Below are 15917 nucleotides of genomic sequence, written 5' to 3'. Positions count from 1 at the left end.
ATCCACGTGATGGTCTCGGCGCTGTTCGGCATCTACCCTGCGGCATCATCGGCTGGTTCTTCGGCAAGATCGGCCCGGTTCATCACGGCGCTCACCGAACTGAGCTATGCTTTCGGGCGTGACATGGCGGCCGGCGATCCGGCCAGATCCTTACGAAAGTTCACGGGGGATGGCTCACTAATATCTGTGCCGTTTCACGCTCAGGGGCCAATAAGCTCTGGAAACCTACTCGCTAGCCCAGCATGGCTGCTATCACGAAGACCGCGCCCGCTATGAGAACGACTGCGGCAATCACCAGCACCGGCCAGTTTTTGCCAGGCTGAAGACGAGGCTTGCTTTCCACCGGCCGCATCGCATTGCCGAAGCTTGCTTCATTCGTGAACTCTGGCTGTCGCCGTGGACGAGCCCCGGCGGCGGGATTTGGCACATCCGCCGCTTCGGCGTCGGTCTCTTCGGGTGCAGCGGCAGGGTCGAACCCCGGGGTCTTATCCTGCGTCGCCCCGGCCTGAATATCGCCTCTCGCTTTGGCAGGCGTCTGATCTCGTTGTCCGGCCATCATAGTCTCCCTGACAACCAAACTTCGATCTGCCTCAGCGGTTCCAGTCTGCGCCGCATTTGCTCAACACACCCCGTTTGCCGAACACACCCGATTTTCTGAACAGACTTGGCGGTGATCCGGGCTTCTCCGGAACAGAGGACGCCTTTTGCAGTTGTGTTGGATCATTGCCTGGTGAGTTGGCTATGCCGTCTGCACTCGAGCAACTGGCTCAATCCGTGAAAGAGCGACGAGCGATCCTGTTCGTCGGGGCGGGGGTGTCGATGAGCGTCGGCCTGCCATCCTGGGAGAAGCTCATCGAGCATATGGTGGATGAACTCGGCCTCGACCGCGACATGGTCGACATGCCTGAACCCAGCTACCAGGCTCTTGCCGAATATTACCGGCTGAAGCATGGCAGTCTCGGCCCCTTGCGCAGTTGGATGGATCGCGAATGGAGCATCTCGCGGGAAAAAGTGAAGGGATCGGCGATCCACAAACTGATCGTGTCACTCGATTTCCCGATCATCTACACCACCAACTATGATCGGAACCTTGAGGTTGCGTTCGAAGTCCACGACCGCGCGTTCGTGAAAGTCGCCAATGCCAAGGATATCGCCAAGGTGAACGGCGACGTTACCCAGATCATCAAATACCACGGCGACTTCGACGACGACGCATCTCTGGTGCTGGCGGAATCCGACTATTTCGAGCGGCTGTCATTCGAGTCGCCATTGGACGTGAAGTTTCGCGCCGACGCACTGGGGCGCACCGTCCTGTTCATCGGCTACAGCATGTCAGACATGAACATCCGTCTGTTGCTGTACCGGCTTTGGGAAACCTGGCGCCGGTCAGGTTATGAAAAGAATCGTCCGAAATCATTCGTCTTCATGCCGCAACCGAGCGTCGTCCAGGAAGCGGTTCTCGGACGCTGGGGCATCGACATGCTGACCGACGAGGCCGATCGGCCGGAGGATGCTCTGGTGGCATTCCTGGGCAAGCTCAGGGACGCGATAGACCCCGCCTAAATTAGCAGCATGCACTGCGCTGAAGCCGAATCGTTGGCGGCAAAGTTCGGAAAGCTCGCCTCCGTTTGACCAGGCGGGGAACATTGTTGACCGCTACGACGTTCATAGCCGCGAAGGGATGTTGTTTGCGGAGGCCTATGATGGGCCAGTTCCAAATGATCGATCTCGTTTCCGTCATCGACGCCTGCACCACCGACCGCGCCGCAGGGCGATTGGTGTCGATGGCCAAAGCCGTCGAAGAGTTGCGGGTGCTGACCGGGGATTTCATCTCGCCGGACGAAATCGTGGCCAACGCACTGTCGCCGGTAGCGTGGGAGCGCGGCTGCGCGGTTCTGTTCGACGAGCAGCCGGGCGCCGACATCCTGCACGCGCCATGGCAGGATGCCTGACCGGCGCAGGACGCCTAAGCGTCGCCGAACATCGGCAGCCGTGTGACCGCGGGGTGCTGCCGCTGCATATGGCGGCCCATCAGGAGTGCCGGCAGTCGGAACCCTGACGTCACAGGACCGTTTAACCGCCATGCAGGGAGTGAGGCAATCGGAGAAACGCCGTGACTGAAAACGAAACCCGTTACGAACATGGCGCGACCAAGTACCCTCCCAAGAAAGTTGCGGACGCGTCGGATCAATTTTCCCAGGAGGCGGCCGGTAACAAGAAGCCTGCTGGCGGCATGGGCCTGACCCGGTCAAGGGCCGAGGTGGAGGACAAAACCCGTCAATCCGAAGGGCAGGACCCGCCCAGGCAATCCAGCCCAGATTCCGCGAGCGAAAAGACATCCAGCGCCACCAAGCAGTGACCGGTCAGGAACACTGCAGGTCAACGGCGCTTGGTCGCCAAACAGGCAAGCGCCGTCAGCCCATCATCGTCTTCAGCGGCTCCCGAGCGAGGTTTGCTTCGAGCTCCTTGCGGCGTTTCCCGCAGCGCCGTGCGCATGTTCTTGCGATATTCGTTCGGCATGCGCGGCGGCAGCATAGGTTCATATGCGTCGACGACCGCCTCTATGATCACCGGGCCTTCCGCGGCAAACGCGGCATCAAGAACCCCATCGACGTCCTCAGGCCGGGTGACGCTGGTAGCCGATGCCCCCCATGACCTCCGCGGCCAGGGCGAAATCGATTGGCTGGAGTTCGCAGGCAAATTGCAGGTTGCCAAGGAACATCATTTGCTCCCAGGCGATCTGGTTGAGCATGTTGTTCTTGATCACCAGAAGCTTGAGCGGAATCCTGTAACGCACGGCCGTCGAAATGTGTCGACAAGGATTCGGCGGTGTTGGGCATGGTTGCCTCCAGTGTGTTGTCCCGGGCCAATGACCGCCCCAGGCCAAGGACAACCGGGAGAAGCAGGGCGAGGGCGCTTGTAAGAAGCGGCGCCGAGATTGACGCCTCCGGCGTGGACGAGGTGCGGGGCCGCTCCGCCTGTGGAAGAGCTGGGTGAGATAAAGCGTGCGTGCCCCGCGCAGGGGGCAAGCACCCACAGGTTGGTTAAGACGTTGTCGACGACACCCCAGCGCCGTAGAAACCGGTCTCCCGCATGATGCCGTAGTGCAGGGCCACGGCGTTGAAGTTTGCGCTGCCACGTGTGTAGGTTGCGGCAAACATCCCGGCCGCTGGCGCGGCGTATGGGCCGAGCAATTCGCCTTACCGGCAGAAGCAGAAAACGCTAGAATGAACTCCTGCGACGGTTCCAACTGCGCCAAAGACGAGCGCGATGAGCGCGGCGCTCTCCCGAGCGGATTCTGGTGCAACTCCTACCACGTTGCGCTCATGCACCCGGAGACTTGACTGCGAGGGAACGTGGGGATTCCGCTCACCCGTCTGCTGACATTTTGACTTCGCTTGGTGCGCGTCAGGCCTGACTTCCGGCTGATCTTCAGATAGCGGCGATGTCCAGCTTCGAGCCGTCGACCAGACGCGACAGGCGGAACGGTGTAGGATCGACGCAAGGCGTGTCGTTTACGACAAGCTCTGCGGCCAGATAGCCAAGCCCCGGGCCCAAACCGAAGCCGTGGCCCGAGCAGCCCGCCGCGAGGACGAGGCCTTTCACCCCGTCCACCTGCGACACCACAGGCACTGCGTCCGGCGTGCAATCGACGAAGCCGCCCCAGGCACTATCGATCTCTATATCGCCGAGTTGGGGGAAGGTCTTCCGGACACTCTCCACCACTTGGCTTACCAGCCATTTTAAGGGTGGAGGATCCAGCACCCGATTCTGTTCGAAGATCCGATCGTCGCTGGTCAGCAGCGCCGGCATTGAATCCGGCCCCGAAAGGAACGATTGGCCGATGCCGAGCCTGACGTTCTTCAGGCGACGCAAGAATTGCGGCATGAATTCCCGGCTATACCGGATAGCCTGGGGCGTGATTTCGAGGTTCGCCTTGCCGCTGATCGCAAGCGTATAGCTGCCGTCCAGTCGGCGCGTGATCGTGCAGTAGGGTGTGGAGACCGCCTCGCCTATGTTGATTGTCGGGGTGGAACGCAGCGCGGTCTGCCGGATGCTCGCTTGGGGGAAACTGATCCCGAGCGGCCTAAGGAAGCGCGAGGACCAGGCGCCAGCGGCGCACAGCACCGCGCTGGTTCTGATGTAGCCCTTCTCCGTGTGCACGCCCGCAATCTTGCCATTGGCCAAGTCGAGCGCCCGCGCGGCGCATTCCTGGTGGATGGTGGCGCCCAGAGCTCTGGCCCCATCGGCGATAGCCGGCGCGGCGAGCGCAGGTTCGGCCTTACCATCCCGGTCCGAATAGGTCCCGCCGACCCATTTGTCGCGCGCTTCGGGGACGCGCTCGGCCACCTCCGCCCGGCTCAGCATGCGGGTGTCGACCTCGTACTCCCTGGCGACCTCGCGCCACCTTTCCCAGCCGGCGAGCACAGCCTCGTCGTGAGTGGCATAGACGAGACCGCAGCGTCGAAATCCAAGGTCCCGATTGATATCGCGCGTCAGCTCGTCCCACAGTCGCATGGAGATCACCGAGAGCGGCAGTTCGCGCCGATCGCGGTTCTGCTGGCGGCACCAACCCCAGTTTCGGCTCGATTGTTCACAGGCGACGTGGCCCTTCTCGAGCAGAGCCACAGAGAGGCCACGCTTCGCCAGGAAATAGGCGGCCGTAGAGCCGAGGATGCCGCCGCCGACGATGACGACGTCGACCTCGGCCGGGAGACGCTCATCGCTGTGAATGCGTTCGACTCGGGGCGACATGTTCCAACCAACCTCGGCTGCCAAGAATGCGGAAGCAAAGTTCCGATCAGCCCTTCATCGCATCGTACGCTCGAAAGAATGTGCCGAAATCATCTAGGACTTCGCCAGATGTGCGGGTTTTTGATCCCTTGATCGATACGAGCTGCTCAAGCCCGACCGAGTTCCAGTTCGGCGCAGGGCGGCGTAACCTGCTCGCGAGTCCGTTGGATCGCGCTTGAGGGTCTTGAGCCTGCGAGCGAAGTTGTAGGCGGCAACGAAGTCGGCGAGGTCTTACCTGAGCTGATCGTGGCTCTCGTAGTAGAAGCGTTTGACCGTGGCGTCCTTGATCGTGCGGTCCATCCTCTTGCAGCTTTACGCGCTCGCTGCGGCGGGGCGTCAGACGTGGACATAGGCGATCAGTCGCCGAACGACGGAGATGCTCTGATGTTCCATCGGAACACCGCGAGGCGAAAGACTGACGGATCATGGCAGATGCGGATGAGCAGCCCGGAGCAGATGAGCGAATAGACGGTTTATTCGGCCGCCATCTCGGAACGATCCCGCCGCCCTGCCATTATCGCCATAAGGACAGGCTCAGATCGTGGTGGCGCACGATTGGTCCGCTTCGGCAAGGACCGTGGCCAACTGCAATCACCGGAAGTCGACGGTTCCGCCAGTGATCTGGGCCTCAAAAAATCGAACGCAAGACACTTTGGAGGAAACAATGACTGGACGCAGGACCCATGAGCAGCAAATGCGCATCATTGAAAAGCGGGAGAACACCAAGAACGCCGGCAAGGATTTCGACGCAGAGGCGGACCTGAAGAGATCGGCTGCGGAACGTGAAGCGCTGCGCAAAGGATCGGAAATCAGGTCCAAGACTCCCGACCTTGTCGACCCTGACGACCGCAACATCCTTCGCGGAGAAAATCAGGAGAGCGTTCATCACAAGAAACGTCCCGACGATTAAGAATTGGAGCAACCCTATGGCAAAAGGTAGCAAGAAGCACATCGGAGCGGGTTCACGGGGGAAGGGTTCCGGTACAGGCGCCATGAGCACGACCCCAAAGGACAAGCTCGAAGAAAACCAAGTCCTGTCCAACCGCGACAAGGCCCAGCATACGAAGGAACGCGGTCTGGATTCCAAGCAGGTCGCAACTGAGCAGCGCCAGGATCACGCTGCCAATCGTTTGCGGGACTGACGGCTCACCCGCCGCTGAGGGCGCGATCGTGCGGCCCTCTTTTCAGGTTGGCTGCAAGCTCAAGGGGAGGGCCGTACGGTTCAGGCCCATTCGCCACTGAAAAGCGGTTCTATCGGATGGCGCGACTTGGCCATTTTGAGTTCGCGCAGCATCTCTGAATGGCGCTCATCCTCCTTCTCGACATCGAGGTCGACATTATAGGCCTTTTCCGGATCGGTTCGCGCGCCGACAAGGACGAATTCAGCGCCCTGCACATCAAGCAGCTTTATGTCCTCGCGAGCGAATCTGCGGCCGCGGAATTCCTGCTGAAGCCTGTCTGGATAATCCGGCTCCTGGGCTTGTCCCAATCCAAGGCCGGGAGGGCTGGGCTTTTCGGGATTCTTCACCGAAAGCGCGAAGCTTGCCTGCGGTGCGATGTTGAAGGCGCGTTGTACCTCGGATGGCCGCTCTGGAAGCTCGAGCGCGTAGCTGAGATGCAATTGTCCATTGAGCAGCGCGACAAGATAACGGCCTTCGCCCGCCGGGCGTGCTGCAGGCAGACGCTGCCGGCCGCGCGTCTTGGTATCATAGATTTCTTCGCGAAGGTCCTTCTCCAGCGCGGCGGCAGAACTCGCGATCGCGCCGACGAAACCCCAGTGACGCTCGTGCTCATGCGCGTCGGGCAGCCGCTTGCGCCCGACGACGAGAAGCCGCACCTTCGTCGCGTGCTCCGGCCGCAGCACGACGAAGAAGCGCTGCACGTCGGAAAGACTTTCTGGATCGGTTTCGCCCACCCTGGGCCGGTAGAGAAAGAAAATATCGCCGCGCTCGACGATCTCAATCTGTTTTCGGTCCTTGCTAGCCATGGCGTGCTCCTTCGGCTGTCGGCGATGAGCTAACCGGCAGATCGCATCGATGATTTGCTCTCAAACTGCTCTGCCTGCTGCAGCAACTGGACCACCTCCGCGTCCGTGGTCTGCGCGAAATTCTTATAATACCGGCCCACCGCAACAAACGGCTCGGGCGTGGCGAGACAGACCACTTCGTCCACATCGGCTCTGATCAGGTCCAGCGTGTCCTGGGGGGCTACCGGAACGGCCAAGACAACATGCGCGGCCCGATCCTTTCTTAGCGCCTTGAGCGCCACTCTGACCGTGCCTCCGGTCGCTATGCCGTCATCGACAACGATGACGGTCCGGCCCAGGACCGAAGCCGCAGGCCTGCTGCCGAAATAGAGGTTTCTGCGGCGCTCGATTTCGAGCAGTTGCCGCCGTTTTTCTGCTTCGACGTACTCGTCTGACGGCTGGACCAAAGCCATCGCCTCCTCGTTGAGGACGAGCTGCGGATTTTCCCCGTCGACGACAGCGCCGATGCCATATTCGGAATGGCCCGGCGCGCCGATCTTGCGCACAAGCAGAACGTCGAGCCGGGCACGGAGTGCCTTTGCCACTTCGAAGCCAACCGGCACTCCGCCACGCGGCAACGCCAGCACCAGTGGATCGCTTGCCGCGAACCCGGTCAAAGCGGCGGCAAGCTGGCGCCCCGCATCCGTTCGATCCCTGAATCTCGGCGCGTCAAAAAACATTGTCTTCACCTTTGGAAGGGCGGGACCTGGCATCGGTGCGTAGCTCGTGCCTAGATGTTCGCGGTCTGCAGCGTCTTGTCGAAAACCTCCAGGCCGGCTGCACCCATCATCGCCTCCTCGCCAATTCGTCTTGCTGACGAAACGGCGATCGGAGGCAATTGTTTCATCTCACCCTGGTAAAAATTGCCGCGGCCCTCGTGAGGCCACAGCTATCCGACCCTTTGCATCTGCGGGATTTCCGCAACCTGTCGAAATCGGCCATTTTCCACCACATGGAGCGCCGTGACGGCGGCCAGATTGTCGCCTTTTTCGTCCCACTGCACGGGATCGCGATAGGCAATACCTTTGAAGCGGAGCTTCCGCATCGCAGTCAGAACCTCGCGCCGGCTCGGAATTCCTTTGGATTCAGTGATCGCGTTCTTGATTGCAGCGATCAGCACGCGAGCTGAATCGTAGGAATTCACGGCATAGTTGCCGATCGGCCCGAACAGCGCCGCATAGCGCGCGGCGAAATCGCTTGAACCAGCGACTTTACCCACTTCGGGCGTGGCGGACAGCACAAGAACGCCTTCGCCCAATGTTGCGGTTTCTCCTGCAGGCTCAAGGAAATTCACCGCGTCCCAACAGCCGTCGCCGCCGGCGAAAAGCTGATCGAGACCGGCACGGCGCATCGCTCGCAGGATGAAAGCACCCTCGAAGCTGCCGCCGTAGAACAACAGATCGAAATCGGCCCGCAGAGATGCGATCAGCGGGTCAAAATCGCGGCTCCCTTCGCGAACCGTCCGCCGCTCCGCGATACGTCCCCCAAGCGACAGAAATGCCCGCGAGAACGCGATGCCCATGCTGTGGCCGTACATGGTTTCAGTTTCGACCGGGACGGCGCGGCGCTTGCCCATGAAATCATAGAGATGACGGGCAATGGCTGCTCCGGTCTGGTCGTCGCGGTTGGTGAAGCGAAACACATTCGGCAGCGAGCGCTCGGTGAGCGCCGTGTCGGAAGCGATCGGCGTGATCATCGGGACGTCGTGGGCGGCATAGATCTCCGCCGCGGCGATGGTGACATTGCTGTTGTAGTGGCCAACGACGCCAAGCAGATCCGGCCGGCTGCAAAAATCGTCGGCGACCTGACGTCCCGTCTCGACCTTTCCCTGATCGTCCGCAGTCTCAACCATGACGGGAAAGCCTGCAATGCCACCGTCGGCGTTCTGCTCCTCGACCGCGAGCTCGATCGCCTGCTTCATCTCGGCGCCAAGCGCTGCCGCATTTCCCGACAATGGAGCGCCGACTGCGATCCGGATCGCTTCCAACATTGAAATGGTCCTTGCTGCCGCCGGGCTGTTTGTTTGTCCCGAACTGCGCTTGCGCCCATCGGTTCCGTCTCGAACCGGAAAAATGATGGATTCTTACTGGCGAGCCTTAGGCGCGCGAAAAAAATGCTGCTGGAACAATCGATCACCCTGGTGCGTTCGACTGTTTTACTCCTGTCGGGGGTCCTCGATGGCGCCACGTCCTTTCTGGAAAGGCTATCTGAAGCTTTCGCTGGTGACCTGTCCGGTCGCAATGACACCCGCTACCACCGAGAGCGAAAAGGTCCGGTTCCACACGCTCAATCGCAAGAGCGGGCATCGGGTCGTCAGCCAGTATGTCGATGCCGTCAGCGGCAAGCCCGTTGCTGAAGACGACGAGGTGAAGGGGTATCAGTGCGGCGAGGACGAATACGTCTTGCTCGAGGACGACGAGATCGACGCAGTCGCGCTGGAGAGCACGCGTACCATCGACATCGACATGTTTGTCGATGCCGACAGCATCGGCTGGATCTGGTACGACAAGCCCCATTACCTCACCCCTGACGATCCGGTCGGGGAGGAGGCATTCTCGGTCATTCGCGACGCCATGCAGTCGACGGGGACAGTCGGAATGTCGCGCCTGGTCATGTATCGCCGCGAGCGCGCCGTCATGCTTGAACCACGAGGCAAGGGCATCGTGCTGTGGACACTGCGCTATGGCGACGAGGTTCGCGATCCCGAGGATTATTTCGGCAAGATCGAAGACGCCAAACCCGACCCGAAACTGATGGACATGGTCTCGACCCTGATCGATGAGCGAACCAGGCAGTGGGATCCCGCCATGACCGGAGATCCCGTCCAGGCGCGGCTGCTGGAGATCATTGCCTCGAAGAAGAAGGGCAAGAAGGGTCCGGCCAAGGCAAAGGCCAAGGCCGAGCAACCGCCCAGCAATGTGATCAACATCATGGACGCGCTGCGCAAGAGCATCGGCTCGGAGGCCGGAAAGCGGAAATAGGTGGGGGACAAAGGCAGTACAATGAAGGTCATTCCCCGCGATCCTGCTTTCGACAGCACCCGCCGATGACCCGCGATTTCCCCCTGCCACTCGATACGCCGCCGATGGAAGCCAAGGCGGCTGATGCGATTCCCGAAGGAGATGGATGGCAATACGAGCGCAAATGGGATGGTTTTCGCTGCCTGGCATTCCGGCAGGATGACGCGGTGGAGTTGCGCGCAAAGTCAGGCAAGCCGCTCGGACGGTATTTTCCCGAACTCGTCGCGACATTGAAGGAACTGCCGTCGCGCCGTTTTGTCGTCGACGGTGAAATCGTCATCTCGGTCAATGGCAAGCCGTCGTTCGACGCGCTTCAGATGCGGCTTCATCCCGCCGAGAGCAGGATCCGCAAGCTGTCCGCGGAAACCCCGGCGCACATCGTCCTGTTCGACATGCTCTGCGACGAGCACGGAACCGTCCTGTTGGCCCGGACACTGGAAGAAAGGCGAGCGATCCTTGAGACTTTCGTTGCTTCGGCAGAGCGCAAGAACATTGTTCTCTCGCACTGCACGCGCGATGTGAAGGAAGCCCGCTCCTGGTTAGGGGATGCCGGACATGGCGAGACGGACGGCGTGGTCGCCAAGCGGCTGGACGATCCATACCAGCCGGGCGTGCGCGCGATGGTGAAGGTAAAGCGGCTGCGGTCGGCCGATTGCGTGGTCGGCGGCTTTCGCTATCTCAGCAACAGCAGGCAGGTCGGTTCATTGCTGCTGGGATTATACAATGAGGCCGGCAAGCTCGATCACGTCGGCTTCACCTCGACCATTGCCAAGGACGACAGGGCCGAACTTACCCGCAAACTCGAAGCCATGCGCGAACCGCCGGGCTTTACCGGAAAGGCGCCGGGCGGGCCGAGCCGCTGGAGCACCGAGCGCAGCGGCGAATGGGAGCCGGTTCGGCCCGAATTGGTGGTAGAAGTACGCTTCGATCACGTCACCGGCGACCGTTTCCGGCATGGCACCAAGTTCCTGCGCTGGCGGCCCGACAAGGCTCCGGAACAATGCACGTTTGAGCAGATCGCCTGATTATTCCGATGCATGCACTTCGTAATGCCGTCCTCAAGCCGCTTTCTCTCGCCGGTTTGCACGGTCCTCGATCGGCACTGCGGCGGCACGGAAATCCTGCCAGGGATCCGACGATAGCGAGGCAAGCCGGGTCGGCGTGTTCTCGACGGTAAAATAGGCCGGTCCGATGCCGGGGCCGAGCTCGTCCCAGGCAAGCGGCATCGACACCGCCGCACCGGGTCGTGCTCTCGTCGAATAGGGTGCGACTGCGGTCGCACCGCGCTGGTTGCGCAGATAGTCGACGAGGATTTTTCCGCGCCGTTTGGATTTGGTGATGGTCGAGACGTAGCGGCCGGGGCTGTCGGCGGCCATGGAGTCGGCTATCGCCTTGGTAAAGGCTTTCGCCGCCGGCCACTCGGCCTTCGGCTTCAATGGCGCCACGACGTGCAGACCCTTGCCCCCGGATGTCTTGATGAAGGGGACCAGTCCTGCATCCTTCAGCCGGTCGCGGGTCTCGACGGCGGCCGCGATCACCGCCTCCCAGCTCACGTCCTCGCCGGGATCGAGGTCCATGATGATCGTGTCCGGACGCTCCCAATCGCTCACCATCGAACCCCAGGGGTGGATCTCCAGCGCCGCCGACTGGACGAGACCGATCAACCCATCGAGATCATTGATGCTGATCAGCCGCTCGTCGGGCGGATCCTTGGGGTCGTGAACCAGGACGATGTTGGGGTTGAGACCCTTCCAGGCATGCTTCTGGAAGAACTGCTCGCCCGAAATACCGCTGGGGCATCGCAGCAACGCCAGCGCGCGGCCAACGAGATAGGGCGACGCATAGCGCCAGACCTCGGTATAATAGTCGGCGAGACCTTCCTTGGTCACGCCCTGGTCCGGCCAGTAGAGGCGATCGGGATGGGTGAGCTTGACGGTCCGGCGCTGAGGTTTCGCTGCTGCCTTGGTCTTCGGTGTTTCGCGCACGATCTCTTTCGCCGGCTTGTCTTCGCGCAACCCGCGAAATGAGGCGTGGCGCAGATTGCCGTCGGCGGTCCAGGCGCGGAACTCGATTTCAGCGACGAGTTCCGGCCTGACATAACGGACTTGCCGAGTCTCCTCTGCGCTCAGCCGCTCGTCGAACGGGCTCGATGGAATGCGTATCCGCTCGAGCTTCTTGAAGAGGCCCTCGGCGACCGCCGCCGTGTAGCCGGTGCCGACGCGCCCGACGTGATGAAGGTTGCCGTCGTCATAGACACCCAGGACAAGCGAACCGATCGCATTGCGCGAGGTTGTCGAGGGAACATAGCCGGCCACGACAAATTCCTGCCGCGCCGAGCATTTCGACTTCACCCAGTTCTTGCTGCGGCCGGCGCGGTAAGGCGCATCGCGAAGCTTGGAGACAACGCCTTCCAGGCTCAGCCGGCAGGCATGTCGCAGCACCAGGGGGCCATCCTCCTCAAAATGTCCGCTGTAGCTGATGATGCCACTGCCACTGCCGATGATCTTTTCCAGCAATTCCTTGCGCTGGATCGACGCAACGTCGCGCAGATCGTATCCATCGAGATGGAGCAGATCGAAAACGTACAGGCGAAAGCGGTCACTGCGGCCCTCGCTGAGATCGGCTTGCAGCTCGGAGAAATCCGACGCGCCGGCTGATGTCTCGACCACGAGTTCACCATCAATCAGCGCCGTCCCGACAGGGAGATCGGCCAGCGCCGAAACGATCGCCTTTCCGAATTTTTTCGTCCAGTCGAGACCGCTCCGCGTCAACAGCTTGACGCGGCCGGCCTCAACCCTGGCCTGCAGCCGGTACCCGTCGAATTTGATCTCGTGCAGCCAGCGTTGGCCGGACGGCGCTGACGAGACCAGGGTCGCCAGCGTCGGCTCGACGAAATCGGGGAGCGCTGCCTTCTCGGCGCCCTTGATCTTTGACGGTTCGGGAACGCTTACGGTGGCAGGCTGCTCTTCCGGTGGAGCGGCCCCCGTGCGGCCGCCGCGGCGCTTGCGAATGCGTCCCGTCTTGGACGACCAGCCGGGCTCTTCGCCGGCGACATCCTCGATCTTGCGGCCGGTCGCAATGGATTCCGGCCGCTCGTCCAGAATGTCGGGGTCGTCTTCCGTGCGCGCGGCGTCATCGTCACCCTTGATCAGCAGCCAGTTCTCGCGCTTCTCCCGCGGCTTTCCGGCCATCCTGACAAGGTGCCAGCGGCCACCCAGCTTCTCGCCGTGAAGTTCGAAGTCGAGATGGCCCTTCGCATAGCCGCGACGCGCGTCGCCGATCGGCGTCCAGGTGCCTTTGTCCCACAGGATGACGGTGCCGCCGCCATATTCGCCCTTCGGGATGGTGCCTTCAAAACCGCCATATTCCAAAGGATGGTCCTCGACATGGACGGCAAGGCGCTTCTCGCCGGGGATCAGGCTCGGCCCTTTTGTCACGGCCCAACTCTTCAGGACGCCGTCCATTTCCAAACGAAAATCATAATGAAGCCGCCTCGCATCATGCTTCTGTATGACGAAGCTGTTCCCCGCCTTGGGCGCCCTGCGGCCCTGCGGCTCCGGGGTGACGGAAAAATCGCGCTTCTTGCGGTAGGTCTCGAGCGCCATCGGTCAGCCGGCCTTCCGATGCGGCGCTTTCTCCTTCGGCTTCGCGTGGCGCGCCGGCTTTGATTTTGCGGCGGGCTTTCTTGTCGAGGGCTGCTTTCCGCCAACGCCGGCACTCTGGCGCAGCGCATCCATAAGATCGACGACCTTCTCCCGCTTGGCCGGTTTCGGAATTGCGATCTTCTTGCCTTCGAGCTTTGCCTTCACAAGCTCGGCCAGGGCCGCCTCATAACGGTCGTCGAATTTGTTCGGATCGAATTTGCCCTTCTTGGTCTTGATGATGTGTTCGGCCAGTTCGAGCATCTCGCCCTCGATCTTCACATCGGGGATGTTGTCGAAGGCCTCCTCCGCCGATCGCACCTCGTAATCGAAGTTCAGCGTCGTTGCGACCAGCCCTTCGTCATAAGCGCGGATGAGCAGGGTCCGGACGCGCCGGAACAGGACGGTCTGGGCGATCGCCGCGACTTTCTTCCTGCGCATGCCTTCGCGGATCAGCCCAAACGCTTCCTCCGCGTGTTTGTCCGGCGGGGCGAGGTAATATGGCTTGTCGAAATACACATCATCGACATTGGAACAGCCGATGAAGGCCGAAACCGACAGCGTCTTGTCGCTCTCGGGGACAGCGGCTGCGACCTCATCGGGTTCGAGCACGACGTATTCACCCGAGCTGATCTCATAGCCTTTGACCTGATCGTCCTTCTCGACCGGCTTGCCGCTATCGCTGTCGACGAAGGCGCGATGCACCCTATGACCCGTCGTGCGGTTAATCGTGTGGAAGGCGATCCGCTCTGAGGTTGAGGCAGCCGTATAGAGCGCTACCGGGCAGCTGAGTTCTCCAATTTTCAGAAAACCCTTCCAGTTTGCTCTCGGCGCCAAGACAATAGCCTCACTGTCACAAGCATTGCACTGGAAATGCAACGTGGCGGCGCGTGGATTTGTTCCTTTGGCGGACGACAGGAGTACCCCGGGTCTCACCCCGACCGGCTCTGGTCGACCAAATGGTACCTGTACCGATCTCGAATGAACGCGTTGAAGAACCGGCCTTTTGACGAGGCTTTGCCGAATGCAGCGTAGGTCTGCGGCGGCACGTCGTCGTAATCGTAGCGATTTCCGCTTGGGACAAACCATACGGAGAGGGTCCTCGTCGCCGGATCGTAATTCATGCTTTGAATCGCAGTTGAAGGCATTTCCCAGCACTCGACGCGTCTGGGCAATAACCCACCCCGGCAAGCCAGGTTCCGTCTCGCCCGAGATATGGAGGCGGTGATCCGGCCGGCTCGGCGCCTCCAAGACCTTGCCTCCGCCAGCCGGCTTCACCAATTAGGGTTGATGCCATCGCTCAAAACCAAGCAGCCGGAATTCGCTGGGCAAGGCGACCTGTTTCGTGCGCTCAACTATCTGCCGGAAGGATTTCACTACCAGCCGGAGCTGATCACGGCGGAGGAAGAGGCCGAACTGGTGCGGCAGCTCGAAAGTCTCGCCTTCCAGCCTTTCGACTTTCATGGCCATCTCGCAAACCGGCGCGTCGCCGGTTTTGGCCTGCGCTATGATTTTGACCAACGCAAAGTCGTCGAGGCGCCGGCGATCCCTGCTTTTCTGATGCCGCTCAGAGACAAGGTGGCGGCATTTGCGCGGCTGCCCGCCGATGCTTTCGTGCAGGTTTTGATCAACGAGTACCGACCCGGCGCGGGTATCGGCTGGCATCGCGACAAGCCGCATTTCGATGCCGTGGCCGGCGTTTCTCTTCTTGCGCCATGCAGCTTTCGGCTCCGCCGGAAGAACGGCGCTGGATGGGATCGCGAGACCATCATCCTCCAGCCAAGGTCGGCTTACCTGATGACGGGACCGGCGCGCACCGAATGGGAGCACAGCATCCCGCCAGTTGTCGAGCACCGCTATTCGATTACCCTGCGGACCCTGCGGCCGAAACGGCCGCTTCAGTCAGAAGTGGTGGTTCGATGACCAGGATCGAGACCGGCTCCTGTTTTTGCGGTTCGATAACGGCTAAGATGGATGGTGACCCGTTCTGGATTTGCTCCGACCATGATGACGATTGCCGCAAGGCCATAGGGAGCCCGCTGGCCGTCTGGGTCGGCTATCGACCGGCCCAATTCAGACTGCTGACCGGCTGGCCAAAGACGTTCTCAAGGACCCGAGGCGTGCTCCGCACCTTCTGCGCCGATTGCGGTACATCCATAGCCTATCTCGACCAAGGGCTTCTGGAAGAACTCTATGTGACGATCGGCTTCTTCGACCACCCCGAACGCTTTGCGCCGCAGGCCCATGCCTATTGGGATATGAAGCTGCCGTGGGTGGAATTTCGTGACGATCTGCCGCGTGTGGGAAGATATTCAAGACGGCGCGATCCGGCAGTCGGAAATCCAGCCGATCGGTAACCGGCAAAACGCCGCCGATGGAACCCGAGTGGCCCTAGCCGAATTGAATTGCGATCAGTTCGTAATCCAAACACCAGCG

Annotated in this window: 17 protein-coding genes and 1 pseudogene; 9 read left to right on the top strand and 9 right to left on the bottom strand. The window is 61.1% G+C overall.

All coding sequences use genetic code 11. The annotated features are described in order from the left end of the window. Positions 1 to 232: 232 nt before the first annotated feature. Entirely contained in the window at positions 233 to 556 is a 324-nt protein-coding gene (locus AC0L3N_RS05720; protein WP_123149559.1) for a hypothetical protein, read from the bottom strand. A gap of 185 nt (positions 557 to 741) precedes the next feature. Here AC0L3N_RS05720 and AC0L3N_RS05715 point away from each other — a divergent pair, with 185 nt between their 5' ends. From AC0L3N_RS05715 to AC0L3N_RS05705, 3 genes are all read left to right on the top strand, one after another. Further along, the gene (locus AC0L3N_RS05715) at positions 742 to 1563 is read left to right on the top strand and encodes an SIR2 family NAD-dependent protein deacylase (RefSeq protein WP_473546261.1); all 822 of its coding nucleotides are present in this window, start codon (positions 742 to 744) and stop codon (positions 1561 to 1563) included. A 140-nt stretch (positions 1564 to 1703) separates the two neighbouring features. Then, the gene (locus AC0L3N_RS05710) at positions 1704 to 1952 is read left to right on the top strand and encodes a hypothetical protein (RefSeq protein ID WP_123149560.1); all 249 of its coding nucleotides are present in this window, start codon (positions 1704 to 1706) and stop codon (positions 1950 to 1952) included. A 161-nt stretch (positions 1953 to 2113) separates the two neighbouring features. Further along, on the top strand, positions 2114 to 2359 hold the full coding sequence (locus AC0L3N_RS05705; RefSeq protein ID WP_123149533.1) for a hypothetical protein: 246 nt from the start codon (positions 2114 to 2116) through the stop codon (positions 2357 to 2359). A gap of 55 nt (positions 2360 to 2414) precedes the next feature. On the opposite strand, the pseudogene AC0L3N_RS05700 reads toward AC0L3N_RS05705, so the two are convergent. Next, positions 2415 to 2806: pseudogene (locus tag AC0L3N_RS05700) on the bottom strand (thiamine pyrophosphate-dependent enzyme); the annotation flags it as partial. 626 nt (positions 2807 to 3432) lie between these two features. Continuing rightward, the gene (locus tag AC0L3N_RS05695; protein WP_077382116.1) at positions 3433 to 4755 is read right to left on the bottom strand and encodes an NAD(P)/FAD-dependent oxidoreductase; all 1323 of its coding nucleotides are present in this window, start codon (positions 4753 to 4755) and stop codon (positions 3433 to 3435) included. Positions 4756 to 5458: 703 nt separating this feature from the next. Between AC0L3N_RS05695 and AC0L3N_RS05690 the strand changes: the two genes are divergently transcribed. Beyond that, positions 5459 to 5704, top strand: a complete 246-nt coding sequence (locus AC0L3N_RS05690) for a hypothetical protein (RefSeq protein ID WP_123149534.1) — start codon at positions 5459 to 5461, stop codon at positions 5702 to 5704. Between the two features lie 16 nt (positions 5705 to 5720). After that, positions 5721 to 5936 (top strand): hypothetical protein, encoded by a 216-nt coding sequence (locus tag AC0L3N_RS05685; protein ID WP_123149535.1) that lies wholly within the window; start codon positions 5721 to 5723, stop codon positions 5934 to 5936. Between the two features lie 80 nt (positions 5937 to 6016). Here AC0L3N_RS05685 and AC0L3N_RS05680 read toward each other — a convergent pair whose 3' ends face one another. The 3 genes from AC0L3N_RS05680 to AC0L3N_RS05670 all read right to left on the bottom strand — a co-directional run bounded on the left by AC0L3N_RS05680 (position 6017) and on the right by AC0L3N_RS05670 (position 8810). After that, on the bottom strand, positions 6017 to 6781 hold the full coding sequence (locus tag AC0L3N_RS05680; RefSeq protein ID WP_473546259.1) for a hypothetical protein: 765 nt from the start codon (positions 6779 to 6781) through the stop codon (positions 6017 to 6019). Between the two features lie 29 nt (positions 6782 to 6810). Then, the gene (locus tag AC0L3N_RS05675) at positions 6811 to 7500 is read right to left on the bottom strand and encodes a phosphoribosyltransferase (protein WP_123149537.1); all 690 of its coding nucleotides are present in this window, start codon (positions 7498 to 7500) and stop codon (positions 6811 to 6813) included. Between the two features lie 209 nt (positions 7501 to 7709). After that, positions 7710 to 8810: a branched-chain amino acid ABC transporter substrate-binding protein gene (locus AC0L3N_RS05670; protein WP_473546257.1), complete on the bottom strand. Its 1101-nt coding sequence runs from the start codon at positions 8808 to 8810 to the stop codon at positions 7710 to 7712. A gap of 187 nt (positions 8811 to 8997) precedes the next feature. Here AC0L3N_RS05670 and ku (AC0L3N_RS05665) point away from each other — a divergent pair, with 187 nt between their 5' ends. Beyond that, a complete protein-coding gene (ku, locus tag AC0L3N_RS05665) occupies positions 8998 to 9801 on the top strand; it encodes a non-homologous end joining protein Ku (RefSeq protein ID WP_473546255.1) in 804 nt (267 codons plus the stop codon). Between the two features lie 65 nt (positions 9802 to 9866). Then, the gene (locus AC0L3N_RS05660) at positions 9867 to 10865 is read left to right on the top strand and encodes an ATP-dependent DNA ligase (RefSeq protein ID WP_473546253.1); all 999 of its coding nucleotides are present in this window, start codon (positions 9867 to 9869) and stop codon (positions 10863 to 10865) included. Between the two features lie 33 nt (positions 10866 to 10898). On the opposite strand, the gene ligD is transcribed toward AC0L3N_RS05660, so the two are convergent. From ligD to AC0L3N_RS05645, 3 genes are all read right to left on the bottom strand, one after another. Beyond that, positions 10899 to 13445 (bottom strand): DNA ligase D, encoded by a 2547-nt coding sequence (gene ligD, locus AC0L3N_RS05655; protein ID WP_473546251.1) that lies wholly within the window; start codon positions 13443 to 13445, stop codon positions 10899 to 10901. 3 nt (positions 13446 to 13448) lie between these two features. Beyond that, positions 13449 to 14318 (bottom strand): non-homologous end joining protein Ku, encoded by an 870-nt coding sequence (gene ku, locus AC0L3N_RS05650; protein WP_123149541.1) that lies wholly within the window; start codon positions 14316 to 14318, stop codon positions 13449 to 13451. A 95-nt stretch (positions 14319 to 14413) separates the two neighbouring features. Next, positions 14414 to 14629 (bottom strand): KTSC domain-containing protein, encoded by a 216-nt coding sequence (locus AC0L3N_RS05645; RefSeq protein ID WP_473546248.1) that lies wholly within the window; start codon positions 14627 to 14629, stop codon positions 14414 to 14416. Positions 14630 to 14771: 142 nt separating this feature from the next. Here AC0L3N_RS05645 and AC0L3N_RS05640 point away from each other — a divergent pair, with 142 nt between their 5' ends. Together AC0L3N_RS05640 and AC0L3N_RS05635 are read left to right on the top strand one after the other, a co-directional pair. Further along, the gene (locus tag AC0L3N_RS05640) at positions 14772 to 15404 is read left to right on the top strand and encodes an alpha-ketoglutarate-dependent dioxygenase AlkB (RefSeq protein WP_473546246.1); all 633 of its coding nucleotides are present in this window, start codon (positions 14772 to 14774) and stop codon (positions 15402 to 15404) included. Then, complete coding sequence (locus AC0L3N_RS05635) at positions 15401 to 15838, top strand: GFA family protein (RefSeq protein ID WP_473546244.1); 438 nt, start codon at positions 15401 to 15403, stop codon at positions 15836 to 15838. The genes AC0L3N_RS05640 and AC0L3N_RS05635 overlap by 4 nt, the downstream gene beginning before the upstream one ends. Positions 15839 to 15917: the final 79 nt, after the last annotated feature.

It is taken from the genome of Mesorhizobium sp. WSM4807 (assembly GCF_055811615.1).
The sequence above is the reverse complement of the archived record's forward strand: the minus strand, read 5'-3'. Positions and strand labels throughout refer to the sequence as shown.